The sequence below is a fragment of the Streptomyces sp. NPDC049585 genome (genome assembly GCF_040675615.1).
Taxonomy (GTDB): Bacteria; Actinomycetota; Actinomycetes; order Streptomycetales; family Streptomycetaceae; genus Streptomyces; species Streptomyces luteosporeus.
Window position 1 is genome coordinate 169,178 of the sequence record NZ_JBFAPE010000005.1, and the last position, 23,295, is coordinate 192,472.

Genomic DNA, 23,295 nt, shown 5'->3' on the forward strand with positions numbered 1-23,295 from the left:
ACGGTGGCGCAACTGGCCATCCTGCTGGTCCTGGTCCTGCCCGGCGTCTTCCACCAGGCCGTACGGGAGCGGCTGCGCGGCACCATCGCCTCCGAGCAGGAGCCGCAGAACCGGCTGCTGCGCGCCCTCGCCGCCGGCGCCCTGCTCGACGCCCTGTACGCGGTGGCCGCCGGTCCCTGGCTGGTGGAGCTGTTGTCGGGGAACGGCGACGGGCCGCTGGCCGGGGCGCTGCGCCACCCGCGCCGGGCGGGACTGGCCGCGTTGGTGCTGGTCGTCGCCGTGCCGTCCGCCGCCGCCTGGGCCGAGGCCGCCTGGCGCCGGCGCCGGGCGCGGGCCCGCTACGAACCCACGCCGACCGCCTGGGACGCCCTCTTCCACGACCGCGGCTCGTGCTTCGTGCGCGTGCGGCTCAAGAACGGGCTGTGGGTGGGCGGCTGGCTCGGCTCACGGTCGGCGGTCTCGGCCTACCCGCAGCAGGGCGACCTGTACCTGCAGGCGCAGTACCGGATGGGGCCGGACGGCCGCTTCCTGGAACGGGTGCCGGGGACGGCGGGGGTGTACGTACGGGCGGCCGACGTGGACGTGCTGGAACTTCTGCACCCGCCGGTTGCGGAAGCGAGGGAAGGCGAACGTGATGACGGAACGACATGAGCGCGACGAGGACAGCGCGTTGGAGGAGCTCCTTGCGGAGTTCTCCGACACCAGGACCTACCGGCCCACGGACGGCGTGGCGGAACCCGGTGCCGTGCCGCAGGCGCCCTCGGGCACGACCACGGCGCAGACCACGGCCTCCGGCGCGGGTGCCGGGCAGGACCCGGGCGACGGGGAGACGGACGCGCGCTGAGGGACACGCGCTGACGGACGCGTGCTGACGGACGCGTGCTGACGGACGCGCGTCGGTGTCAGGCGCCGGTGTGGATGTGTGCCGCCCACAGGTGCGGCGCCCGCGGGTAGCGGTCCCGCAGGCGCCGCACCGGATGGTGCAGGGCGAGGGCTGCGTCCAGGGCACGGCCCGCGGCGGCGTCCTCGGCGAGGGCGGTGTAGAACTCGCCGGTCAGCCGGGTCGACAGGGCGTCGGAGACGGGCCACAGGGTGCCGATCACGTGCCGGTAGCCGGCCAGTTGGAAGGCGGAGGCCAGCTGCACCGCTTCGTCGGCCAGGTCGATGCCGCCCCGGGAGGTGGAGCACGCCGACAGCACGGCCAGCTCGGGGCTCCGCGGCCGCTGGGCGGCCGCGGCGGCCACGGTGAGCCTGCCGTCGTGCAGGATCAGGCCGCTCTCCGACGGGCTCAGCAGCTCGCTGATGCCGTGACAGCTGAAGTGGACCCACGGGTGGGCGGGCAGCGCCCGGCCCACCGCCCGCACCGTGGCGGCCGGGCCTTCCAGCAGGCGGGCTTCGGGGAACAGCGCGCCCAGCAGCTGCGCTTCGCGGGAGGCACCCGGCAGCGGCGCCGCGCCGGGGGTCTCGGCGAGGGCGACGACCAGCGGGGCCGGGCGCGTCCGGCCCCCGCCGCCGGCGCGGCCGCGCGCCCGGGCCAGGGCGCGCAGCGTGGGCGTGTACGAGGAGACGGCGCGGTCCAGGACCCAGGTGCCGGAGCCGGGCGCGCCGTGCCCGGCCGCGTGCAGCGGCAGGAAGGACAGCCAGCCCGTGGGGCACCACCACAGCCGGGGCCAGGGCTCGCCGTCGGCCGGTACGGTGCGCAGGCCGAGCCGGTGGAGCACGGGTGCGGCCACCGTGTCCCACAGCCGGCGCAGGATCCCCGTCAGCATGTGCGTCGCGGCCACCGCGCGCTGCGGCCCCTCCTTGCCGTAGGCGTCCTCGACGGCACCGATGAACGCGGCGGTGAGCATCATGGCGTCCTGGGGGGTGAGCCCCGGCAGCGGGAGCACCTCGATGCCCGACCCGGCGGTGAGGAGAACGGCGTGCGAGCCGTACTGGCTGACGTTGACGACGACCACCGGGCCGCCGGTGGCGGCGGCCAGCAGCTGCGGCAGCGCGGGCGGGCGCAGGAAGTCCTCGAAGCCGGGCAGCTGCCGGATGCGGTCGAGGAGTTCGTCCCAGCGCCGGGCCAGGGCGTGCCGGGCCTCGGCGGCCAGGCCCGCGGCGTGCTGTGCGGCGTCGGGCAGCTCCGGGGCGCCGGTCGGGGTGATCAGCGCCGGGGGGCGCTCGGACGGCGTGCTCAGCTGTTCGCGCAGGCGCTCGAACTCCGCCGCGAGGCCGGGGGCGGTCTCGCGCAGCCGTGAGGTGTCGGCGCGGTTGTCCAGGCCCTGGGCGAGCAGCACGCCCCTGCCCTGCTCCAGCAGGGCCAGGGCGCGGCCGGGATCGCCGGCCCGCAGGGCGAGTGCCGCGGCGTCGCCGGCCAGGCCGGTGCTGGCGCGCAGCCGCTCCTCCTGGTCGGCGCGGGCGAGGCTGCGCGGCGCGAGGCGGGGCAGCAGGCCGACGGCGTAGGCGTAGCCGTCGAGCGCGTCGGCGCTGCGGCCGGCCTTGGCGGCGGCCTCGCCCCAGGTGCGGGCGGCCTGCAGGCGGGTCAGCAGGGGCGAGGCCGCATGGTGCGCGGACTGCCGTGCCAGGCGGGCCGCCTCGGCCAGGTCCACCCGTTCGCCGGCGACGGCCCGGCGCACCTGGGCCGCGGCGAGGAGCCATTGGCAACGGGCCTGGTCGGGGTGGCCGTCGGGGACGTGGGCGAGGCATTCCCGGGCGGCGGTGACCGCGCGGTGCAGCATCTGCCGGGTCGTTGACTCCCGGCTGTCCGCGGCGAGCTGTCCGGAGATCAGGCACACGCCCGCGAGGTTGGCCAGCGCGAAGGGGCGCATGGGGTGGTCCTCGCCCAGCGAGGCCACGGCTTCCTCCAGGACCCGCCGGGCCTCGCCGGTCGCGCGGGTGGCGTCGGCGCCATCGGCGAGGGCCCGGCTGTGCAGCAGCACGCCGAGGTTGATCACGGCCAGCTCCCGGGCGCGCCGGTCGCCGTCGTGGTGGGCCGCCGCCTCGCGCAGCAGCGCCTCGGCCTCGTCGGCGGCGGCCTCGTCGCCGGTGAACTCGTACCAACCGCGCAGCGCCTCCGCGAGGTTGCTCAGCAGCCCGGCCCGGTCGAAGGCCCGGGGGGCGCTCTCCTGCAGGGCGCGGCGCAGCACGGCGATCGCCTCCGCCTGCCAGGTGCGGTCGCCGCTGGTCCCGGCGCGTTGCATCAGGGCGACGCCCAGGTTCGTCAGGACGTTGCCGTGGCCCAGGTGTCCCCTCGGCACGGTGGCGGTGGCCTCGCGGAGCTTGTCGACGGCCGCGTCCATGAGCGTCTCGTCGCCGGTGTCGGCGGCGCGGTCCCACTCGGCGTGCCCCCAGCTGGTGAGGACGACGAACCGCTCGCCGGACGAGGCGGAGGTGGCGGCCAGGGCGGCGCGGTAGTGCTCCAGGGCTTCGTCGCGCACGTGTTCGTCCCGCACCTGGCGGTAGTGGTCCATCAGCGCGTTGGCCAGGCCGAGCAGCGCGCCCGGCGGGGGCGGTCCGGGATGCGCGGCGATCTCCTCGCGATGCCGGTGGAGGGCCTGCCGCAGGGGCTCGGGGTCGCCGGTGAAGCGGGTGAGGGAGCGCAGGGCCTTGCCGAGGCGGCCGAGGGCGGCGGCCCGGGCGGGCGTGCCCGGCCCGGCCGTGTCCGCCGCCTCCTGCAGCACCCCGACGGCTTCCCGGATCAGGGCCGCATCCGAGCGGTTCTCGGCGAGGCTCTGCAGGGCGTCGCCCAGATTGCCCAGCCGGTGGACGCGGAAGTGGTCGTCCGGCGGGGTCAGGGCGACGGCCCGGCGGTGTTCGTCCACGGCCTCGGCCAGCAGGCCGGCGTCCCCGGCGTACCGGCCGGACGTGGCGAGGGCGGCGCCGAGGTTGGAGTGGCGCGCGGCCCGCTCGGAGGGGCTGGTGCGCGGCGCGGCGGCCAGTGCCCGGCGCATGAGGCGGACCGCCTCCCCGTACAGGTCGTGCCGGCCCGTGAGACCACCACGCCGCAAGTGGACGCTGGCGAGGTCCGAGAGGTACTCGGAGCGGCGGAGGTCGTCCGCCGGGAGCAGGGAGAGCCCCCGGCGCATCTGCTGCTCCCCCTCCTGCCAGGCGGCCTCGTCGTCCGGGCCGGCGCTCTCGGCGAGGGCCCGGCCGAGGGCGAAGCGTGCCCGGGCCTCGAAGGCGCGGCCGGGGGACGGCAGGGCGAGGCAGGCGCGGAAGCACGCGATCGCCTCGTCGGTGTCGGCACCGACCGGGACGCTCTCGCCTGCTGCCGCGACGGCGCCGGTGCTGCGGCCGGAGGCCAGCAGGCAGCCGGCCAGCTCGAGCAGGACCTCGGCCCGCTGCTCGGAGCGCTCGGGCACCTGCCGGGCGAGGTCGCGCAGCAGGGCGATCGGCTCGGCGAGGTCGGCGGGGGCCTCGGTCATGTGCGCGCGCAGCCGGGCCAGGTCGGCGAACTGCGTGCCGCGCATCACGCGCCGGCGCAGGTCCTCCGCCGGGGTGTCCGCCAGGGCCTGGCGGGCGAGGGCGACGGCCTCGTCCATGTCGGCGATGTCGCCGCCCGCCACGTTCCGGGAGCGCAGGACGCCGGCGAGGACGAAGCGCGCCTGGGCGAGCACCGGGTGTCCCGGGGGCGCGCCCTCGACGGCGTCGCGGCCGGCGGCGAGTGCGTCGTCCAGGAGGCGGGTGGCGTCGGCGCGCACGGCCCGGCCCTTGAGGGCGAGGGCGAGCTGGGTGAGGTAGCCGGTGCGTTCGACCGCGTTGGGTGCGCTCTCGGCGGCCCGGCGGCAGGTCGCGATGCCTTCGTCGTAGAGCTCCGCGCGGTCGCCGTCCTGCATGGCCTGCATGATCAGTGCGATGCCCAGGTCGGCCAGGTGCGCCGCGCGCTGCGGCAGGGCCGGATCCGCTTCGGCGACTGCTTCGCGCAGCAGGGCGACGGCCTCGGTCAGCAGTGCGGGGTCGTCGCACTCGGCGGCGGTGTGCCGGAGCACCGCGCCGAGCGAGGCGAGGTGCACCGGTCGGTGGGGGTCCTGCGGTGTGCTCAGCCGCACGGCCTGCCGCAGTTCGCCGGCGCTCTCGTGCAGGGCGCCGGCCTCCCCGGTCGCCTCGGCGCCGAGTTTGAGGGCGTAGCCCAGGTTGCCGTGTCGGCGGGCCTGTTCGTCGCGGTCGCCGGGGGCGGCCGCCAGCGCGGCGCGGGCGAGCTCGGTCCCTTCTGTGAGGGCCCGGTGTCCGGCACCGGCCGCGTGGCGGTAGAGGAACACCAGGGCGAGGTCGGACAGGCAGGTTCCTGCTTCCACGCTGCCGGCCGGGAAGCCGGCGAGGGCGTGCCGCAGCAGCCGCTCGGCGGCGGCCAGGGCGGCGGGGTGGTGGCCCTGCTGGTACAGCGCCAGGGCTCCGATGCCCGCCTCGTAGGCGTGGGCGGGTTCGGTGCCGGCTCCTTCGGGGAGGCCGGTGACCGTGGCGCAGAGCGTCTGCAGGACGGGGGGCAGGACGAGGCCGTGGCCCGTCAGGTCGGTGAAGGCGAGCACGGCTGCGCCGAGGGCTGCCCGGTCGGTGCCGCCGCTGGCGAGGTAGCGGAACCACTCGCCGAAGGCGAGTGCGTGAAAGCCTTTCGCGTCGAAGCTGCCGTCGGGCAGCAGGATTTCGGCGCGGACGGCGGCGGCAGCGGCGGCGGCCTCCGGGCCGAGGAACCAGGGCAGGGCGCCGGGGTCGGCCTCGGCCCGCTGTGCCTGCTGCAGGATGCGCTCCGCCGCCTCGTCCGCGGTCACCGGATCGTCCCTTCGCCGTAGGACGTCCCCGTGGCGTCGGGGATGTCCTTGGCCAGCAGCAGGACGAGCTCCTCCCGGGTGGGCGCCGTCCGGCCGGCGAGGCGGGCGGCCTGGCGCTCGACCATGGCCTCCAGGAGGGTGCGCGCGTCCCGGGCGTTGGCGGCGTCGCCGCGCAGGCGCCGGCGCTCGAAGCGCTCGGTGAGCAGGGGGCCGACGTCGGGTGCCAGGCGGAAGGCGTGTTTGCCGGCCTGCCGGCTGACGATCTCGGTCAGTTCGGCGGGCTCGTAGGCGCCGAACTCCAGCACGCGCGAGAAGCGCGAGCGCAGGCCCGGGTTCGACTCCAGGAAGGTGTGCATCTCCTCGGTGTAGCCCGCCGCGATCACCACGACCTCGTCGCGGTGGTCCTCCATCAGCTTGGTCAGGACGTCGATGGCCTCCTGCCCCAGGTCCGTGCCGGCGCCGAACCTGCGGGCCAGGCTGTAGGCCTCGTCGATGAACAGCACGCCTCCGCGGGCGCGGGCGAAGACCCTCTGGGTCTTCTGCGCGGTGTGCCCGAGGTACTCCCCCACCAGGTCACCGCGCGCGACCTCGACGAGGTGGCCCTTCTTCAGCGCTCCCAGGGCGGCGAGGATCTGCCCGTAGAGCCGGGCGACGGTGGTCTTGCCGGTGCCGGGCGGGCCGGAGAAGACCAGGTGGTGCGACATGGGCGGGTCCGGCAGGCCTGCGTCGGCGCGCCAGCGGGCGAGCCGGATCAGATCGGTCTGCACGGCGACCTGCCGCTTGGCCGCCGCCAGCCCGATCATGCCCTGCAGTTCGGCGAGCGGACCGGCCTCCGGTTGCCGGGCGTCCTCGGCCGTGGCCCCGGTGCGGACGTCGTCCATCACCACCCGGTCGTTGCCCGCGACGGCCTCGCCCGCGCACCCGGTGACCTCGCAGTCCGCGAACCGCCCGAACACCGAGGGGTCCAGGCGGATGCCGTCGCCGGCGCCGTCGCACAGCCGGGCGCGCGTGATGTCCAGTCGGCTGTTGTCGCGGGCCAGGACGCCGCAGTCGCGGGAGCGGGTGACCGTCAGCAGGTCGGCGACGACGGTGGCGGACCCGACGGCAAGGACGCCCGCCTCACCGGGCTCGTCGACCGTGCACTGGCGGGCCGTCAGGTGGCTGTCGCCGCGGCAGTTGAAGCCGAACAGGGACGTTCGCTGCAGCGTGGCCCGCTCCACGGTCGCCCGCGCGCTGTCCTGCAGGGCGACGCCGGAGCTGGCCATGTCGGTGACGGTCGCGTCGGCGAGCTCGACGGTGACGCCCTCGCCCCTGGCGAACAGACCGCTCTCGCACGACTCCAGGCGCACATCGCGCAGCTGTACGGAGGCTTCGTCGCGCACGAGCACGGCGTTGGCGGTCTGGCCGTGGACCTGGAGACCGGTGAAGGTGCCGCGGGCCTCGCGCACCACCACTCCGTTGCGGCCGTCGGCGACCCGGCAGCCGTGGATCCGGGGAGCGCCACCGCTGAGCACGGCGATGCCGGTCTCGCCCGCGGTGCGCACGGTGCAGTCCTCCAGGCGCCCGAGCCCCTGTTCCTCCACGCTGATCCCGGTGCGGCGGCAGTCCTCGAACCGGCATCCGTGGACGGCGGGGTCGGCGCCCCGGGCGATGTACAGGCCGTCCTGGGCCCCGTGGACGGTGGTGTCGCGCAGGGTGCCGCGCGCGTGGTCGTAGTAGGAGACGCCCGTACGGTGCGCCTCGTGCACCCGGCAGCCCACGATGTCGGCCTGGGCGTGGTCGCCCACGGCGAGGGACGCCCGGCCGGTGCCGCGCAGCTCGCAGTCCTCGATGCGGGCCGTCGCGCCGGAGATCTGGATGCCGTGGCCGCGGGCGTCCTCGACGGTGCAGCCGGTGATACGGGCGTCGGCGCCGCCGGTGACGAGGACCGCTTCGCCCTTGGCGGCGAGGAAGCGGCTGCCGCGCAGGGTGCCCTGCGCCCCGGCCAGCTCCGTGCGGCCCGCCCGCACCTCGCACTCCTCCAGCACGACCTCCGCGCCGCGCAGTGCCTGGACGGCGTACTCGCCCGTCCCCTCGATCGTGCAGTGCCGCGCCGTGAGGCGCCCCCGGCCGGTGACGCGTACGGCGGCCGGGCCGCGGCCGGTGATCCGCAGTGCGTCGAGCGTGACGTGGCCGGTGCAGTCGGCGACCGCGTCCGCCACGGCCTCGAGGACGACCGTGCCCTGCCCCTGGGCCGCGCGCAGTTCGACCGTCCCGGACAGCTCGAGGGCCTCCTCGTAGTGGCCGGGCCCGATCAGTATGCGTAACGGCCGTCCTGTGGGCGCCGCCCGCAGGGCCGAGGCGATGGTGGGATGGGCGGATCCGGGCCCGGGGGCCACGCGCAGCGTCACCGGCTCCCCCACCGCGAGCGGCTCGGCCGGCACCGGCTGCGCGGGCGGCTCGTCGTATCCGAGGCATGCGAGCGCGTGGGAGAGCTGTTCGGGGAAGGCGGCGAGACCGTGCCGGTGCCCGTGGCGCCGCGAGAGCAGCGGAAACAGCTCGGCGGTCCGCTGCGCCTCGCGGTGGGCGAAGCGGTGGCGGGGCAACGCGGCGGGCGGTAGGGCACCGGGTGCGAGGCGGACGACGACGGTGCTGCCGGCCGGTGCCGTGGTGACCTCGGCGGTGTGCACGGCGGCGCGCGGCAGGAGCCGTTCGGCGCCGGCGACGGCCATGCGCAGGCCCTGGGCGTCGATGCGCAGGCGGCATTCCCGGGCCAGTCGTCCGGCGAGCCGGGAGCCGCCGAGGAAGCACACCACCGCCCAGGCGCCCATGGTGGCGGCCACCGGCCAGAAGCCGAACCCGTGGCCGGTCGAGGCGGCCCCCAGGCCCAGGACGCCGGCCAGCGCGAGCGGTGCCCGCAGGAGCAGCACGGCGCGGGCGTGCACCGGCAGCAGCTCGCCCGGCACGCTCACCGCGCCCGTACGGTCGGTGGGCAGATCGGCGGCGCCGTGCCAGCGCTCCTGCACGCGGGGGGCGACGATCTGGTGCAGGCGCGTGTGCTGTGCGTCCAAAGGCCGCAGGTCGAACACGACGGCCTGCCAGGCCGCCGACCACCGCAGCCGGCCCCGGTCCGTGACCCCCGGCGGGCAGCCGTGGTACGGGCGGAGCACGAGCAGCCCCTGGAAGGCCGATGTGGACGCGTTCGGCGTGATGCGCGGCAGGGGCGCCAGGAACGCGCACTCGATGTCGCCCCAGGTCAGGTGTACGCGCCGCAGGCCGCCGCGCAGTGCGAGGCCGTCGGCGGCCACCGTCAGGGCCGCGGGGGCGCACACCTCCCACAGCAGCCACGCGAGGACCACCGCCCACACGGCCACGGCCGCCGTGGCGCAGGCCCGCCACGGGGCGGGGCCGTGGTCGGCGGTGACGGCGAGGAGCCGGCAACTCGCCGCCAGGGCAGCGGCCGACGGCACCGCGAACAGCGCCGGAACCGCTCGGTGAGCACGCGAGCGCCCGATCCGTACCTGGCCGGGCCCCTCGCCGACCGTGGCCCCCACCGTCCGCGCCATCACACTCCACCCCCGTGGCATGTTCCCGCACCGCGCCGCATCACGCTGCTCGATTGTGCGGTTGCCTTCGGGGAAACACCAGGAGCGCAGGTGGGCTCAGGGCAGGTGAACGCCGGCCGCGCCGCTGGTCATGATTCGGCCTCCGCCTGCTGGTAGAGCACCTGGGCATAGATGCCGAAGTACGGTGAGAGCACGACGGCCTCGCTCTCGTGCCCGGGCATCGGGCCACTGATGACGCCGTTGACGGTGCCCTTTTGCGTGGTGGCGTTGTAGTCGGCGTACCAGGGGCCGCCACTGGAGGAGGGCTCGAACTTACAGTCGATCCTCACCCGGCTGTCGTAGGGGAAGAGGTACGCCTGCGTCTCCCCGAAGCACTCGGCGGTCCTGTCGTTGAGCAGGTAGGCCCATACCGTCCGGGACGCGATGACGGGCTGCCCGAAGGCGATGGGGTTCTCGCCGGCCAGTTCCCCGGCCTGCTTCCCCTCCTTGTTGGGCTTCAGGACGAGGAACCCGTAGTCGTACTCCCCGTCCCCGTCCTTCTTACCCACGTAGCCACCGTTGACCAGGGGCGTCGCACCGTCGAACACCCCGAGCGGAGCCGGCTTGCCCTTCTGGTACCCGGGGATGAACTGGAAGCCCGTGTAGTACGCACCGCCGAGGCCCGAGTGCAGACAGTGGCCCGCCGTGACGACCACGTTGTGCCGCGGGCTCGCCACCAGGGTGGCCGTACAGGCCTGCAGGCCCCTGGGCGTGTGCATGTAGAGCCGTCCCATGCGCAGGCTGGGGCCGGCAGCGATCGTCGTGGTGTCGGCCGCAGCAGCGGGAGCCGCCTGCAGCGCCCCGGCCAGGAGGGCTGCCGCGGCGCACACTCTCACGAGTCTTCTCATGCCGGGAGTCTGGCCGCGGTCCGCGGGCCTGAGAATGCCGAGGGCCCTATTGGCCGGAAATCCCGGGCCTTCGGGACGGGCTGGGGCCGGCCTGGCTCTCAGGCGAACGACTCGCCGGTGGCGGGGGAAACGGCGGACAGGTCGACGGGCTCGCCGGCCCGCAGGCCGGCCAGGGCGATGTCCTTGTCGACCGCCTGGGCGGCGGCCGCGAACTCGGGGTCGCCGAGCTCGAAGGTGGGACTCGCGAAGATGCCGAGCCGTGCCAGGGCCGGGTCGGGATGGGGGTTGTGGTGGAGCTGTCCGGCCCGGTCGCGCAGCTCCAGCATGAGGGGCACGGCGAGGGCCATGACGCGGGGTCTTCCGTTGAACGCCCGGTCCAGGCAGGTGAGCAGGGCGGCGTACCGGGAGTTGAACTCCACGGCCCGCGCGTGGACCTCGCTGGTCGCGGCGAAGCGCTCGTAGGCGGCGATCGTCGAGTCGCCGTGGATGGGGTGAGCGTCCTGCCAGCCGACGTCGACGAGCGGTCCGCTGGGCGGGTCCTTGGGCCGGTCGTGCGGGCCGTAGCTGCGGCCGGAGTAGATCTCGTGGAAGCGGAAGTAGTGGGCGAGCGTCCGCTCCTCCCGGAAGATCAGGTCGTTGCTGTCCCAGATGGTGTCGCCCACGCCTTCGCCCTGCTCGGCGACGACGCGCAGGGCCAGCAGGGCGGAGGCGGTGTCGTGGACGGCGAAGACCTCGCCGCCGGAGTTGTAGAAGTCGTCCGGGCCGACCTGGAGGTGCTCGCGGCCGCGGGGGAAGACCACGGCCTCCCCTTCTCGCTCCACGATCCGCAGCAGGCCCTGCCGCAGCGCGTCGTAGAACTGGCCGATGGACGTCCAGCCGGCGCCCTCCTGCGGCGGGGGCGTCAGCGAGCGGGGCTGCTCGATGCGCAGGAACGTCCTCAGTGCCCCGGGCGAGAAGTGCTGCAAGGACACCGGGGGCACGTCGTCGTCGCTGAAGGGGAGCCGGGCCGGGTACCTGCCGACGAACTCCTTGCGGCCCACCCGGGGCCGGCCGCCGACCGCGTTGAGGAGGTTGGCGGCCAGCGTCATGTGCAGCATCTCCTCCATCAGGACGCTGCGGATGGCGAAGTACGCGGTGCGGTTGGTGCCGGGGCGGATGGTGTACAGCCCGGTCATGTAGAGCGGGATGGTCAGGTGCTCGACCTCCATGGCGGCCTGCAGGAAGGTGCGCAGTTCGCCGAGGTCCCGCGGGATGTGGAAGCCCCGGTCGTGCAGTGCCGTCGCGGTGATCACGTCGTCGCCTCCCCCGCTGTGCCGGTGGTGCGCACGACGACCGGGCGCCGGCCGGCCACCAGGCGGTCGTGGATCCGCTCGGCACTGCGCAGCGCCAGGGCCATCATGGTGAGTGTGGGGTTGCTGGTGCCGATGGAGGGCATGCTGCCGCAGCCCACGGCGTAGAGGTTGTCGAGCTCGTGGGTCTTCTGGTCCACGTCGACCACGGACGTCGCCGGGTCGTCGCCCATGATGTGGGTGCCGGCGCCGTGGCCGGCCCCGCTGTAGGCCAGGTGCACGCCCTCGTGGACGAAGTGTCCGAGCGGCGGGAGACCGTTGCGCGGCGCGTGGTCGGTGCAGTCGTCGGCTCCCATGCGGCGGAAGATCTCCCCGGCCACCGCCCGGGCGGCCAGTGCGCCGTCACGGACGTGCCGGTCGAGGTCGTAGGTGAGGACGGGGCGCGGGTTTCCCATGGCGTCGCGGTGGCGTGCGTCGATGGTGACCCGGTTGCCGGGATCGGCGGACTGTTCCACGGCGACCTGCAGTTGCAGCTGGCGGCCGATGGCGCAGCCCAGCAGCCGGCGCAGCTCCGGGCCGAAGACGCCGCCCGGGCGCACCTCGCCCTGCTCGTCGCCGCCGAGCCCCACGGCGGTGGCGACGTTGCTCATGGGCGCTCCCGTGGCCCAGCCCCAGCCCCAGTTGCCGATCTCGATGCGGAAGGGGGCCCGACGGCGGCGTCCGGCACCGAAACGGAACGCCTCCCAGCCGGAGGTGTGCCCGGGCCCGCGGAACGGCCCGACCGGCCCCCTGCTCTGCGCCCCGAGGGCCCAGCTGAGGACGGTGGGGTGGTCCATCAGGTTCCGGCCCACCTGGTCGCTTCCGTTGGCCAGCTCCGAGCAGAGCAGCAGCCGGGCGTTCTCGATGGCGTGGGCGGCGAGCACCACCACGTCGGCGTCGACGACGTACGACCGGCCGACCGGCGAGGCCGGATCGGTGTACGTGCGGTACTCCACTCCCCGCACCCCGCGCTCGCCCGCCCGGTGCACGCGGGTGACCACGCAGCGGTTCGCCACGGTGACGGAGGGCGGGAAGGCCGCCTGCAGGCGCAGCGGAAGGGACTTGGCCTGGACGGGGCAGATCGGCACGCAGCTGGCGTTGCCGACGCAGCGCTCGCCGAAGTTCGGCAGGCCGACCGCGCCCTGGACGCGGAAGGCCGGATCGTGGCGGTAGCGGGGGTTGGGCGTGGAGTTGCGGGCCTGCGGCAGGCCGTAGAGGGTCAGCTTGTAGTCCTGCCCGGCCACCGGGTCGGTGATGGTCTCGCCCTCCACCGCCCCCTTGCAGTAGTGGTCGATGTAGCTGCGTGGGATCTCCTGCATCGGGTACTCGTGGCCGGGATCGTGGACGACGCCGAGGTCGTACTGCTCCGGCCCGTTCCCGGCGACACCCAGGAGCCGTTCGGCCTCGGCGTACCAGGGCTGGAGCTCCGCGGCGCCGAGCGGCCAGTTCCGTCCGTACCCGTAGCGCGTGCGGGTCTCGAAGTCCTCGTCGCGCATGCGGGGGACGGCGCCCAGCCAGTGCATGGCGGTGCCGCCGAGGGCACGCAGGTAGTCGGTGCCGTACGGCAGCGGGCCGTTCTGGACGAAGTAGCCGCCGGCGGTGAACTCCGGCCGACCGGGGCGCGGATTGCGCACCGGTGCCAGGTCCAGGACGTCCGGGGAGGGCGCGGCGGCGTTGGGCCGGTAGGCGGAGTTGGGGACCTTCGCGACGGCGGAGTGGAAGGTGTCCAGGGTGTCCAGGAAGCCGGGCCAGGTGTCGGTGCCGCCGTTGCCGGCCTCCAGGACGAGGACGTCCCAGCCCCTGTCGCCGAGCCGCCGGGCGAGCGCGCTGCCGGCCCAGCCTGCGCCGACGATGACGACGTCGTAGCGGCGGCGGGCCGCGTCGCGGGCGGTCACGTGCTGCGTCATGGCCGCGCCTCCTCGCCCGTGCCGGGCGCGGTGGCCGCAGGGACCTCGGACGGCGCGACGTGCCGCCCGGCGCGGAAGCCGGGCAGCAGGTGGGCGGGGACGTCCTCGGCTGCCGCCCCGGCGTCCGGACCGGTGCGCAGGCCGAGTGCGGCGCGCAGCTCCGGCAGCCCGGGCGGTGCGGGCGGGCGGACCGACCAGGTGCCGAAGCCGGGCGGTTTGGCGCCTGCGGGGTGACCGTGGAACGTCCGCCACACCAGCCCCTCCACGTAGGCCTCGGGGGCCACGACGAACTCCGTGTTCGCCACCTCGCGCCGCAGGGCGGCATGGGCCGCGGGGGCCAGCCGGGGCCAGGCGCCGGTGTACCAGAGGTAGACCAGCGCGCGGGCCACCTCCCGGTGCGTGGGCGACAGGTCCTGCGGGGATCCGCCGTCGGCGGCCGCCTGTTTCCACGCCGTCCGGAATTCCTCGAAGTGCTCCGGGCCCACCTGCCGGCGCGCGGTGTCCAGATACGTCCCCGCCATGTCGGTCGCATACAGATCGAAGGCGGTGAAGCCGGTGAGCGGCACACAGAACTCCACGAAGTCCTGCACCTCCGCCGGCACCGCGGGATCGCTCATGGCCCTGCCCCCCCCTCGCCGGACCCCGCCTCCCGGGCCCCGTCCGACCCTGCCCGCTCAGGAGGCCGCCCCACCCGGCCGCCACCAACGAGTGAATGCCGGGGGCATGTTTTCAGCCAGGCCCTACCCTGTGTCTCCACGACCGACTCAGGTCACAGCCTTACTCAGGTCACAGCCTTCCTGACGTGGCTGCGCAACCGGACGGCGTGGAACACCTCGGACACGCCCATCACCACCAGGAAGATCCCCGTCACCACCGTCAGGACGGCGATGGAGTGGAAGGGCAGATCGATCATCAGGATGCCGGCGACGACGTTGAGGAAGCCGACGAACACCTGCCAGCCCCGGGCCGGCAACTCCTTGACCGACAGGGCGACTCCGGCCAGCATCACCCCGCGCAGCAGCCAGCCGAAGCCGATCCACAGGGCCAGCAGGAGGATCGACTGCGCGGGCCCGCGGAAGCACACCAGCCCCAGCAGGACGCACAGCCCGCCGCTGACGAACCCCAGGACGCGCAGGGCGCCGGGGATGTGCGCGGCGAAGGCGCCCGCCAGCTGCAGGGCACCGATCAGCAGCAGGTACAGGCCGAAGAGGACCCCGACGACCTGGAGCGAGGCCTGGGGCCAGGCCAGGACGGCGGCTCCCACGGCCGTCGAGGCGATGCCCGCGCCCAGCAGCGCCTGCCAGCCGGCGTGCGCCAGGCCCACGAGGTTTCCGTAGGGCTCCCCCGGCCCGTGGAGCCCGGGCCCGTGGAGATCGTGGAAGGAAGACGTCATGGCGCTGCTCCCTGCACTTGTCTGCACTGCCTGCACTTGCCTGCACTGCTCCCCGCCGATCTTCCTCCTTTCAGGCTGGCACATATGCCGCGGGGCGACAACAGGAGGACCGAACGGGAAGTATTCCGGCCAAGTCGGCGCAAGTCCGGCCCGTCCCGACGTACCGTCAATTCACGTACCATGCAGCCGTGCTCGCCTATGCTCCCGCCGCCTTCTTTCTGCTGCTCTTCGGCATCGGTGTCCTGCGCGACCGGCGTCGCTTCAGCAACGCCGTCCACCTCGGACTCGCCTGTACCTGCCTGGTGCTCGGCCTGGTGTGGGTGGCCGGTCGCAGCGGCGGCCACGGCCATCACGCCCTGGAGTGGTTCGCGGCGGCCGTCCTGCTGATCCCCTTCCTCGGCGCGCTGGTCCTGCCGGTGTTCCTGCTGACCAACGGCGTCAAGATGATCCGCAAGGAGGGGCGGAGCCCGGGGAACCTGCTGTCCTTCCTCACCGGTCTGGCCATCGTCGGCCTGATGGGCCTCACGATCGCCTCCGCCGTCAGCCGCTCCCGCGAACTGACCATCGTCACCGGCACCCTGCTGCTGATAACCGGCTACATCGCGTTCCTCTTCTTCTGCTTCATCACCTACGCCTTCGTCTACGGATGGCTGCGCCCGCGCCGCAGCGTCGACTTCGTGGTGGTGCTCGGCTCCGGTCTGGTCGGCGGCAACCGGGTGCCGCCGCTCCTGGCGAGCCGGCTGGAGCGCGGGCGCCGGCTGTACGCGGCGCAGGCCGCCCGCGGCAGGGCGCCCATGATCGTCACCTCCGGCGGCCGGGGCCCGGACGAGGACCTGCCCGAGGCGCACGCCATGGCCGACCACCTCGTCGAGCGCGGCGTGCCCGCGGAGCACATCCTGCGCGAGGACGCCTCGCGCACCACCGAGGAGAACCTCACCTACAGCGCGGCGATCATGTCGGAAGCCCGGCCCGGCTACTCATGCGTGATCGTCACCAACAACTTCCACGCCTTCCGCGCGGCCCTGACCGCGCGCAAGGCCGGCGTCAACGGGCAGGTCGTGGGCTCGCCGACGGCCGCGTACTTCTGGCCGAGCGCGACGATCCGCGAGTTCGTGGCCGTCTTCCTCGACCACAAGCTGGTCAACTTCTCCATCTGCGGCCTGCTCGCCCTCCCCGGCGTCCTGGCCTGGTGCTTTTTGTGACCGTTCGGCAGTCGTCGCCGCCCGGGCCCGATGGGCGACCGGGGGCCGTGGATGTGCTGCACCCCTGCTCCATGACATAGATTCAGCCCTCGACATGTCCTGATCAACGGGGGTGGGATCCATCACTGGGCACGACGACGGCGGCGCGCTGCGCCCGCTGCGGGCGGACGAACTGCACGAGATCGCCGGCTACCGGCTGCTGGCCCGCATCGGCGAGGGCGGCATGGGCTCGGTCTACCTCTCCCGCACCCGGGGGAACCAGCCCGTCGCCCTGAAGGTGATCCGCCGGGAGTACGCGGGCGACGCGGAGTTCCGGCGCCGGTTCCAGCAGGAGGTCCGCGCCGCGAAGCAGGTACGCGGCTACCACCTCGTCCCGGTGGTGGACCACGACGCCGAGGGCGAGCAGCCCTGGCTGGCCACGGCGTACGTGCCGGGGCTGCCGCTGGACGAGGTGCTCGCCGTGCACGGCCCGCTGCCGCTGCCGGCCGCCCTGCAGCTGACCGGCTGCGTGGCCCGGGCCCTGGATGCCGTGCACGCCGCCGCGGTGGTGCACCGGGACCTCAAGCCGGGCAACATCCTGCTGGGTGCCGACGGCCCCTGGGTCATCGACTTCGGCATCGCGCGCGCCGCCGAGGCGACCCGGCTCACGCGCACGGGCGGCTTCGTCGGCACCCCGCAGTTCATGTCACCGGAGCAGGGCACGGGCGCCGAACCGACCACCGCCTCCGACGTGTTCTCGCTCGGCCTGATCGCGGCCGTCGCGGCCACCGGCCGCCACCCGTACGGCGACGGGGCCGCGCTGACCGTCGCCACGCAGATCGCCAACACCGCGCAGCGGCCGCCGGACCTGTCCGGCTACCCGGAGGGTCTGCGCCCCGTACTGGAGCGCTGCCTCGCCGCGGACCCGGCCGCCCGGCCCACCGCGGCCGAGGTGGCCGAGCTGTGCGAGAAGGCCTCGGGCCGGGCGCCGCGGGCCTTCGACGGCTGGCTCCCCGCTCCGGTGGCGACCGCGATCGCCGCCCGCGCCGAGCACGTACGGCAGTTGGTGGCGGGAGCGCCGCAGGCCGCGCAGCCGGCGGCGGCCGCTGCGACGCCGGCGCACCCCGCGACGTACGTGCCCACCCAGGCACCCGGCGGTTCCGTGCACGCCGCGCCGACGCAGGCCGCGACCGCCCCGCCGGCGGCCCCCCTCGCCCCGGCGGGCGCCACCCCGCCGTGGCGGCGCCGGGCGCCGCTGGCCGCGGGGGTCGCCGTCGCGCTGACCGTGGTGGCCGGTGCGGCGTGGGCGCTGTCCGGCGGTGACGGCGGCTCGGGCGCCAAGGCGGCCGACGCGTCGGCCAGTGCCACGCCGGCGCACTCCGACAGCAAGCAGGCGTCGCAGGGCACGGGCGGGCCGAGCGGCGGTGCGTCCAAGGCGCCCGCGCGTACGTACGAGGCGGTCTTCACCGACCGTCCCCTGGCCATCGCGCCGCCGGGCACCGGCACGCTCATCACCGTGGATCTCGACGCTCCGAAGGTCTCCCCGCAGGGCGACGTCTCGGACCACGACGCCGAGCTGACGTACATGTCGCAGTGGATGCACTTCAAGACGGCGACCGCCAAGAGCAGCGGGAGCACGCCCGAGGAGTGCCGCCGGGCCGTCGACGCGGCCCCGCTGCCGGCCGAACTCGGCGATGCCGCCCTGATCGACCAGGGTGTCCTGGCCAAGGACGACGTGCTGTGCACGGTCACCTCGAAGGGCAATCTGGCCATGCTCAAGATCACGGAGGTGACCCCGACGGGGCAGCCCTACAGCCCTCCGGGCTACTCCGGCCTGCTCACGGTATGGAAGCAGCCCTCCTAGGGCGTATCGGCGGATCTACGTCATGCGGCACCAGGGCGCCCCGTAGGGGCGCTGCACGATCCGCCGGACACGGCCTAGGGCAGCTTCTCCAGCAGCGTGCGGGCCGCGTCCAGCATCAGGGCACAGACCTGGTCGGCGTCCGCCCCGGCCAGCGGTTCCTGGCGTACGACGACGCGGGTGAGCCCTATACCCAGCAGCCAGGCCAGGACCAGGGCCGCGCGCAGTTCGGCGTCGGGGGCGTCGCTGAGCGCGGCCAGGGCGTCGGTGTACTCCTGTGTCAGCCGCCGGTTCGTGCGGGCCGCCTCGTCGTCGCTGCCGACCGAGCGCAAGAACACCTCCAGGGAGCGGTCGCCGGGCTCGATCCCCGCCGGGGTCAGCAGGTCGCGCAGGGCCCCTTCCAGCAGCTGCTCGGGCGGGCTCTCGCGCAGCTTCCGGCGGCCGTCCCTGGCCACGACCTCGCCGAAGAGCGCCGTCTTCGAGCCGAAGTAGCGGAAGAGCAGAGCCTGGTTGACGCCGGCGCGGTCGGCAATGGCGCGCACGGTGGTGCGGTCGTAGCCGCGTTCGGCGAACAGCTCGGCCGCCGCCTCGACGAGGCAGCGGCGCGTTGCCTCCGCGTCGCGTCGGCGCACCTGCTTGTCCTGGCTCATCCCGTTCCTCCTCAAGCGCCGGTGACCGCGGGCCCGTTGACGCCCCCGGTGCACCGGCCTACCGTTTTTGTAAGCAGGTGCTTACATCACGTTCCTGCACCGGCGCGAGACCTTACTGCCTACACGAAGGAACAAGGGTTTCGGATGTCCACCACCCACGGCGAGCCCATGACCTACCCCTTCAACGAAGCCGTCGGCCTGGCCCTGTCCGAGCAGTACGAGGAAGTGCGCGACGCGCAGGGTCTGCGGCGGGTGCGGCTGCCCTACGGCGAGCCGGCCTGGCTCGTCACGCGCTACGCGGACGCCCGCCTCGTGCTGGGCGACCGCAGGTTCAGCCGCGCCGAGGCCACCGTGCACGACGAGCCGCGGCAGTCCCCCGGCCAGGTCACCAGCGGCATCCTGGCCATGGACCCGCCGGACCACACCCGCCTGCGCCGACTGGTGACCAAGGCGTTCACCGTGCAGCGGGTGGAGCGACTGCGCCCGGACATCCGGGCCCTGGCCGACAGCCTGCTGGACGAGATGGTGGCCGCCGGCCCGCCCGCCGACCTCGTCGACGCCTTCGCGCTGCCGCTGCCGGTCTCGGTGATCTGCCGCCTGCTGGGTGTGCCGGAGGAGGACCGCCCGCTGTTCCGCAAGTGGAGCGACGACGCGCTGTCGACCAGCTCGCTGACGGCCGAGGAGGCGGAGACCAGCCGCCAGGAGCTGCGCGCCTACATGGCGGGGCTGGTCGCCGCACGCCGGGCCCGGCCGGCGGACGACCTGATGACGGCCCTGATCGAGGCCCGCGACAAGGAGGACCGGCTCTCCGAGCCCGAGCTGATCGACCTGTGCGTGGCCGTCCTGGTCGCGGGCCACGAGACGACGGCCACCCAGATCCCCAACTTCGTGTGCACGCTGCTGGAGCACCCCGGCGAGCTGGCCCGCCTGCGCGAGGATCCCTCGCTGATCCCCGCGGCCGTCGAGGAGCTGCTGCGCTTCGTCCCCCTCGGCATGGCCGCCGCCTCGCCGCGCTACGCCACCGAGGACGTCGAGGTGGGCGGCACGCTGGTGCGCAGGGGCGAGCCCGTGCTGGTGTCGGTGGGCGCCGCCAACCGCGACGAGGAGCGCTTCGCGGCCGCCGGCGTGCTCGACGTGGGCCGGGAGGGCAACCAGCACCTGGGCTTCGGGCACGGCGTGCACCACTGCCTGGGCGCGCCGCTGGCCCGCGTCGAGCTCCAGGAGGCCCTGCGGGCCCTGGTGCTGCGCCTGCCGGGGCTGCACGTGGCCGGGGACGTCGTCTGGAAGACGCAGATGCTGGTGCGCGGCCCGCGCGCGCTGCCGGTGGGGTGGTGAGCATGGCCTGGGAGGTGAGCGTGGACCGCGCCCGCTGCCTGGGCTCGGGCATCTGCACGGCCCTGGCCGCGGGCCATTTCGCCATGGCCGACGAGCACTCCCGGCCGCGCGCCGGCCGCATCGCCCCCGACGAGGCGGTCCTCGACGCCGCCGACTCCTGCCCGGTGGGTGCCATCACGGTGACGGCCGACGGCGAGGTGATCGGCCCGCGCGACCACGGCGCCCCGTAAGGGGCGCGGGGCAGCGTTCGATCTGCGGCTGCCGCCGCGGGGGCGCGACAAGCCACGATGCGCCCGCAGAGGGGGTGCCAGGGTGGCACGTCGACTGCGGGCCGTCGCCGGCCGATCGCGCCCACGCGGCGGCAGCTGCAGATCGACAACGCCCCGCGCCCCTTACGGGGCACTGTCTGATCCGCCGGACACGCCCTGGGCGCCCCTTACGGGGCGCCGCCGGCCCGCACCGAGGCGCGGTACTCGCTGGGGGACATGCCCGTGGCCGTACGGAAGGCGCGCGAGAAGCCGTCCGGCTGGGGGTAGCCCCAGCGGGCGGCGATGGTGTGGATGGTGAGGTGGTCCAGGGCGGGGTCGGCCAGGTCCCTGCGGCAGCGGTCCAGGCGCTGCTGCCGGATGAACGCCCGGGGCGTGGTGCCGTTCTGCTGGAAGAGGCGGTGGAGGTAGCGCAGGGAGATGCCGTGGGCGCAGGCGATCGCCTCGGGGCCCAGGTCGGGGTCCCGCAGGTGCTCGATGACGAAGGCGCCGATCCGCAGGAACAGCGCGTGCTGTCCGGACGTCCCCGCTGCGGTGCCCGTTGCCCGGTCGGCGTGGTGGGCCAGCACGGTCGTCAGCAGGTCGAGGGCGGTGCCGCCCAGGCGGGTGGCGTCCTGGGGCGTGCAGTGGGGGTACTCCTCGGCCAGGGAGACCAGGAACTGGGCGAACAGCCGGGCGACGCCGTCCGTCCACGGCAGGGACAGCCCGCACAGCCGGGTGAAGTGCTCGTGCGGCAGCCGCAGCAGCTGCTTGGGGAACTGGAAGAGGACCGTGCGGCCCGGGGTGTCGCCGGCGAAGGTGTCGAACGAGCGGGAACTGTCGAAGAAGCCCATGGTGCCCCGCTCGAGCAGCGAGGACTGCCGGTTCTGCTCGATGCCGATCTCCCCGGCCGTGGCCACCGCCACGTGGTACATCTCCGGGTCGGACTGCCGCACCAGCTTCGGGGTGCGCTGGGCGACGAGCGAGGCGTAGGACAGGACGGAGACCTGCCCCACGCCCAGCGGCATCACCTCGATGCGCGCCCCGAACCGTGCCGTGTCGAGGAACTTCACGCGCTGGGTGACCTGGGCCAGCGCCATGGTCTCCGCCCAGGCCTCCCGTCTGTCGTTCAGCGGGAACTCGACGGTGTCCACGACGATGGGGTGCATGACTGCTCCTGACTTGCGGCGAGGTGACGCGCGGCGAGGTGGCGGGCGGCAGTCAGCCAAGTGCACCGGTGCCGATCACCGACAGTGCCTTCCGCGCCAACAACGCCTCACCCCCGGGCCCGTACGACGCGGCCCTCGTCCCAGACCGGCTCGTCGCTCTCCACGACGCGCCCGTCCTCGCGGAAGACGAGGTAGCGGGTGAAGGCCCGGGCGAACCAGCGGTCGTGGGTGACGGCCACGACCGTGCCGGTGAAGGCGGCAAGAGCCGCCTCCAGGGCCTCGGCGGAGATCAGGTCGAGGTTGTCGGTGGGCTCGTCCAGCAGCAACAGGGTGGCGCCGGCCAGTTCCAGCAGCAGGATCTGGAAGCGGGCCTGCTGCCCGCCGGAGAGTGTCTCGAAGGGCTGCCGGCCGGCGCCGGCCAGGCCGTAGCGGCTGAGGGCGGACATGGCGTCCTGCAGGCCCAGGCCCGGCCGGTCGCCCTCGCCGCGGCCGAGGATGTCGGCCGGGGTGCGGCCCGTCCATTCCGGGTGCCGGTGGGTCTGGGCGAACAGCCCGGGCCGCACGCGGGCCCCGAGGCGGCAGGTGCCGGAGTGCTCGACGGTGAAGGGCCCCTCGCCGCCGGACTCGTCCAGCAGGCGCAGGAAGTGGCTCTTTCCCGAGCCGTTGGAGCCCAGGACGCAGACGCGGTCGCCGAAGAACACCTCCAGGTCGAAGGGGCGCATCAAGCCGGTCAGTTCGAGCGTGCGGCAGGTGATCGCCCGCAGGCCGGTGCGGCCGCCGCGCAGGGCGGGGGCGACGCGCTGCGTGCGCGGCGGGGCCGGCGGCGGGCCGGCCTCCTCGAACTTCGCGAGGCGGGTCTGTGCGGCGTGGTAGCGGGAGGCCATGTCCTCGCTGATCGACGCCTGCTGGCGCAGGGTGCGCACCAGCTCCTTGAGCTGATCGTGCTTCTCGTTCCAGCGCCGCCGCAGCTCGGCGATGCGCTCCCAGCGGGCCTCGCGGGCGGCGTGCCAGGTGGCGAAGCCGCCTCCGTGCGTCCAGGTCGAGCCCCCTTCGAGGGTGACGACCTGGGTGGCGGTGCGGCTGAGCACCTCGCGGTCGTGGGTGATGAGCAGGACGCCCTTGCGGGTGGCCAGAAGCTGCTCCTCCAGCCAGCGCTTGCCGGGGACGTCGAGGTAGTTGTCGGGCTCGTCGAGCAGGAGCATGTCGGCCGGGCCGCGCAGCAGGGCCTCCAGGACCAGGCGTTTTTGCTCCCCGCCGGAGAGGGTGGAGACGTCGCGGTACTGGGCGGTGGAGAACGGCAGGGCGAGGGCCGCGACGGTGACGGTGTCCCAGAGCACCTCGTACTCGTAGCCGCCGGCCTCGCCCCAGGCGGTCAGGGCGCCGGCGTAGCGCAGCTGGGCGGCCTCCTCGTCGTTCTCCATGAGGGCGAGCTCGGCCGCGTCGACGGCGGCCGCGGCCCGGCGCACGGGCTCGGGGGCGACCGTCAGCAGCAGGTCGCGCACCGTGCGGTCGTCGCGGACGCTGCCGATGAACTGGGGCATCACGGCGATGCTCCCCTGGCGGCGCACGCTGCCCTCCTGGACGGGCAGCGTGCCGGCGAGCATGCGCAGCAGGGTGGACTTGCCGGCGCCGTTGTCGCCGATGAGGGCGACGGTCTGGCCGCCGGTCAGCCGGAAGGACACGTCGCGGAACAGCTCGCGCCCGTCGGCCAGGGTGTGGGCCAGGGCGCCGGCTTCGAGATAACCCATGCCGCGAGCCTAGCGACGATGCGTGCGGATTCGGACTGATTAAATCTGGGCCGGTGGAATGCCCGTTCCGCGCGCCCGGTCCCTGCGCCCCGTGCACGCCGGGCCGCCGGGTGCTCCACAGGTCTCCGTGGACCGCTGACGCCCCAGGGTTTTCCGGCCGTTCCCCCATGCCCTGCTAAAGCTTGACTTAGCGTATTTATCTGATATCGAACGTGACATCCCGGCGTGGCTGGAATCCTCCGATACCGCCCTTGTGCCGGGAGGGCCGCATCGATGACCGTTGTCCGGCGCACCTG

At 74.4% G+C, this 23,295-nt stretch carries 16 protein-coding genes; 6 read left to right on the top strand and 10 right to left on the bottom strand.

Annotation, left to right across the window (positions count from 1 at the left end):
* Positions 1-3: 3 nt before the first annotated feature.
* Both AB0K17_RS08320 and AB0K17_RS08325 read left to right on the top strand, forming a co-directional pair.
* The gene (locus AB0K17_RS08320; protein WP_365964782.1) at positions 4-651 is read left to right on the top strand and encodes a DUF6338 family protein; all 648 of its coding nucleotides are present in this window, start codon (positions 4-6) and stop codon (positions 649-651) included.
* Positions 635-844, top strand: a complete 210-nt coding sequence (locus AB0K17_RS08325; protein ID WP_365964783.1) for a hypothetical protein — start codon at positions 635-637, stop codon at positions 842-844. The genes AB0K17_RS08320 and AB0K17_RS08325 overlap by 17 nt, the downstream gene beginning before the upstream one ends.
* A gap of 58 nt (positions 845-902) precedes the next feature.
* On the opposite strand, the gene AB0K17_RS08330 is transcribed toward AB0K17_RS08325, so the two are convergent.
* From AB0K17_RS08330 to AB0K17_RS08360, 7 genes are all read right to left on the bottom strand, one after another.
* Positions 903-5,750 (bottom strand): CHAT domain-containing protein, encoded by a 4,848-nt coding sequence (locus tag AB0K17_RS08330; RefSeq protein WP_365964784.1) that lies wholly within the window; start codon positions 5,748-5,750, stop codon positions 903-905.
* Positions 5,747-9,295: a right-handed parallel beta-helix repeat-containing protein gene (locus AB0K17_RS08335; protein WP_365964785.1), complete on the bottom strand. Its 3,549-nt coding sequence runs from the start codon at positions 9,293-9,295 to the stop codon at positions 5,747-5,749. The genes AB0K17_RS08330 and AB0K17_RS08335 overlap by 4 nt, the downstream gene beginning before the upstream one ends.
* Before the next feature lie 128 nt (positions 9,296-9,423).
* Positions 9,424-10,182, bottom strand: a complete 759-nt coding sequence (locus AB0K17_RS08340; RefSeq protein WP_365964786.1) for a hypothetical protein — start codon at positions 10,180-10,182, stop codon at positions 9,424-9,426.
* Positions 10,183-10,280: 98 nt separating this feature from the next.
* The gene (locus AB0K17_RS08345; RefSeq protein WP_365964787.1) at positions 10,281-11,474 is read right to left on the bottom strand and encodes a ferritin-like protein; all 1,194 of its coding nucleotides are present in this window, start codon (positions 11,472-11,474) and stop codon (positions 10,281-10,283) included.
* The gene (locus tag AB0K17_RS08350; protein WP_365964788.1) at positions 11,471-13,417 is read right to left on the bottom strand and encodes a GMC family oxidoreductase; all 1,947 of its coding nucleotides are present in this window, start codon (positions 13,415-13,417) and stop codon (positions 11,471-11,473) included. Before AB0K17_RS08350 ends, AB0K17_RS08345 begins: the two co-directional genes overlap by 4 nt.
* Positions 13,414-14,034 carry a hypothetical protein gene (locus tag AB0K17_RS08355; protein ID WP_365964789.1) on the bottom strand — a complete coding sequence of 207 codons (621 nt, stop codon included), beginning with the start codon at positions 14,032-14,034 and terminating at the stop codon, positions 13,414-13,416. Before AB0K17_RS08355 ends, AB0K17_RS08350 begins: the two co-directional genes overlap by 4 nt.
* Positions 14,035-14,198: 164 nt before the next feature.
* On the bottom strand, positions 14,199-14,810 hold the full coding sequence (locus tag AB0K17_RS08360) for a DUF308 domain-containing protein (RefSeq protein ID WP_365964790.1): 612 nt from the start codon (positions 14,808-14,810) through the stop codon (positions 14,199-14,201).
* A gap of 188 nt (positions 14,811-14,998) precedes the next feature.
* On the opposite strand from AB0K17_RS08360, the gene AB0K17_RS08365 reads away from it, so the two are divergent.
* Together AB0K17_RS08365 and AB0K17_RS08370 are read left to right on the top strand one after the other, a co-directional pair.
* Entirely contained in the window at positions 14,999-16,012 is a 1,014-nt protein-coding gene (locus tag AB0K17_RS08365; RefSeq protein WP_365964791.1) for a YdcF family protein, read from the top strand.
* 112 nt (positions 16,013-16,124) lie between these two features.
* Positions 16,125-17,855 (top strand): serine/threonine-protein kinase, encoded by a 1,731-nt coding sequence (locus AB0K17_RS08370; protein ID WP_365982531.1) that lies wholly within the window; start codon positions 16,125-16,127, stop codon positions 17,853-17,855.
* Positions 17,856-17,929: 74 nt separating this feature from the next.
* Here AB0K17_RS08370 and AB0K17_RS08375 read toward each other — a convergent pair whose 3' ends face one another.
* Positions 17,930-18,502: a TetR family transcriptional regulator gene (locus AB0K17_RS08375; protein WP_365964793.1), complete on the bottom strand. Its 573-nt coding sequence runs from the start codon at positions 18,500-18,502 to the stop codon at positions 17,930-17,932.
* A gap of 144 nt (positions 18,503-18,646) precedes the next feature.
* Between AB0K17_RS08375 and AB0K17_RS08380 the strand changes: the two genes are divergently transcribed.
* Positions 18,647-19,837 carry a cytochrome P450 gene (locus AB0K17_RS08380; protein WP_365964794.1) on the top strand — a complete coding sequence of 397 codons (1,191 nt, stop codon included), beginning with the start codon at positions 18,647-18,649 and terminating at the stop codon, positions 19,835-19,837.
* Positions 19,838-19,839: 2 nt separating this feature from the next.
* Positions 19,840-20,067: a ferredoxin gene (locus tag AB0K17_RS08385; protein ID WP_365964795.1), complete on the top strand. Its 228-nt coding sequence runs from the start codon at positions 19,840-19,842 to the stop codon at positions 20,065-20,067.
* Between the two features lie 206 nt (positions 20,068-20,273).
* Here AB0K17_RS08385 and AB0K17_RS08390 read toward each other — a convergent pair whose 3' ends face one another.
* Both AB0K17_RS08390 and AB0K17_RS08395 read right to left on the bottom strand, forming a co-directional pair.
* Positions 20,274-21,251: a helix-turn-helix domain-containing protein gene (locus AB0K17_RS08390; protein ID WP_365982532.1), complete on the bottom strand. Its 978-nt coding sequence runs from the start codon at positions 21,249-21,251 to the stop codon at positions 20,274-20,276.
* Positions 21,252-21,358: 107 nt separating this feature from the next.
* Entirely contained in the window at positions 21,359-22,999 is a 1,641-nt protein-coding gene (locus AB0K17_RS08395; RefSeq protein WP_365982533.1) for an ATP-binding cassette domain-containing protein, read from the bottom strand.
* Between the last annotated feature and the right edge of the window lie 296 nt (positions 23,000-23,295).

Coding starts and splice junctions, on each gene's coding strand:
- AB0K17_RS08325 (WP_365964783.1), top strand. CDS start 635: ATGACGGAACGACATGAGCGCGACGAGGACAGCGCGTTGGAGGAGCTC.
- AB0K17_RS08335 (WP_365964785.1), bottom strand. CDS start 9,295: ATGGCGCGGACGGTGGGGGCCACGGTCGGCGAGGGGCCCGGCCAGGTA.
- AB0K17_RS08340 (WP_365964786.1), bottom strand. CDS start 10,182: ATGAGAAGACTCGTGAGAGTGTGCGCCGCGGCAGCCCTCCTGGCCGGG.
- AB0K17_RS08350 (WP_365964788.1), bottom strand. CDS start 13,417: ATGACGCAGCACGTGACCGCCCGCGACGCGGCCCGCCGCCGCTACGAC.
- AB0K17_RS08355 (WP_365964789.1), bottom strand. CDS start 14,034: ATGAGCGATCCCGCGGTGCCGGCGGAGGTGCAGGACTTCGTGGAGTTC.
- AB0K17_RS08360 (WP_365964790.1), bottom strand. CDS start 14,810: ATGACGTCTTCCTTCCACGATCTCCACGGGCCCGGGCTCCACGGGCCG.
- AB0K17_RS08375 (WP_365964793.1), bottom strand. CDS start 18,502: ATGAGCCAGGACAAGCAGGTGCGCCGACGCGACGCGGAGGCAACGCGC.
- AB0K17_RS08380 (WP_365964794.1), top strand. CDS start 18,647: ATGTCCACCACCCACGGCGAGCCCATGACCTACCCCTTCAACGAAGCC.
- AB0K17_RS08385 (WP_365964795.1), top strand. CDS start 19,840: ATGGCCTGGGAGGTGAGCGTGGACCGCGCCCGCTGCCTGGGCTCGGGC.
- AB0K17_RS08390 (WP_365982532.1), bottom strand. CDS start 21,251: ATGCACCCCATCGTCGTGGACACCGTCGAGTTCCCGCTGAACGACAGA.
- AB0K17_RS08395 (WP_365982533.1), bottom strand. CDS start 22,999: ATGGGTTATCTCGAAGCCGGCGCCCTGGCCCACACCCTGGCCGACGGG.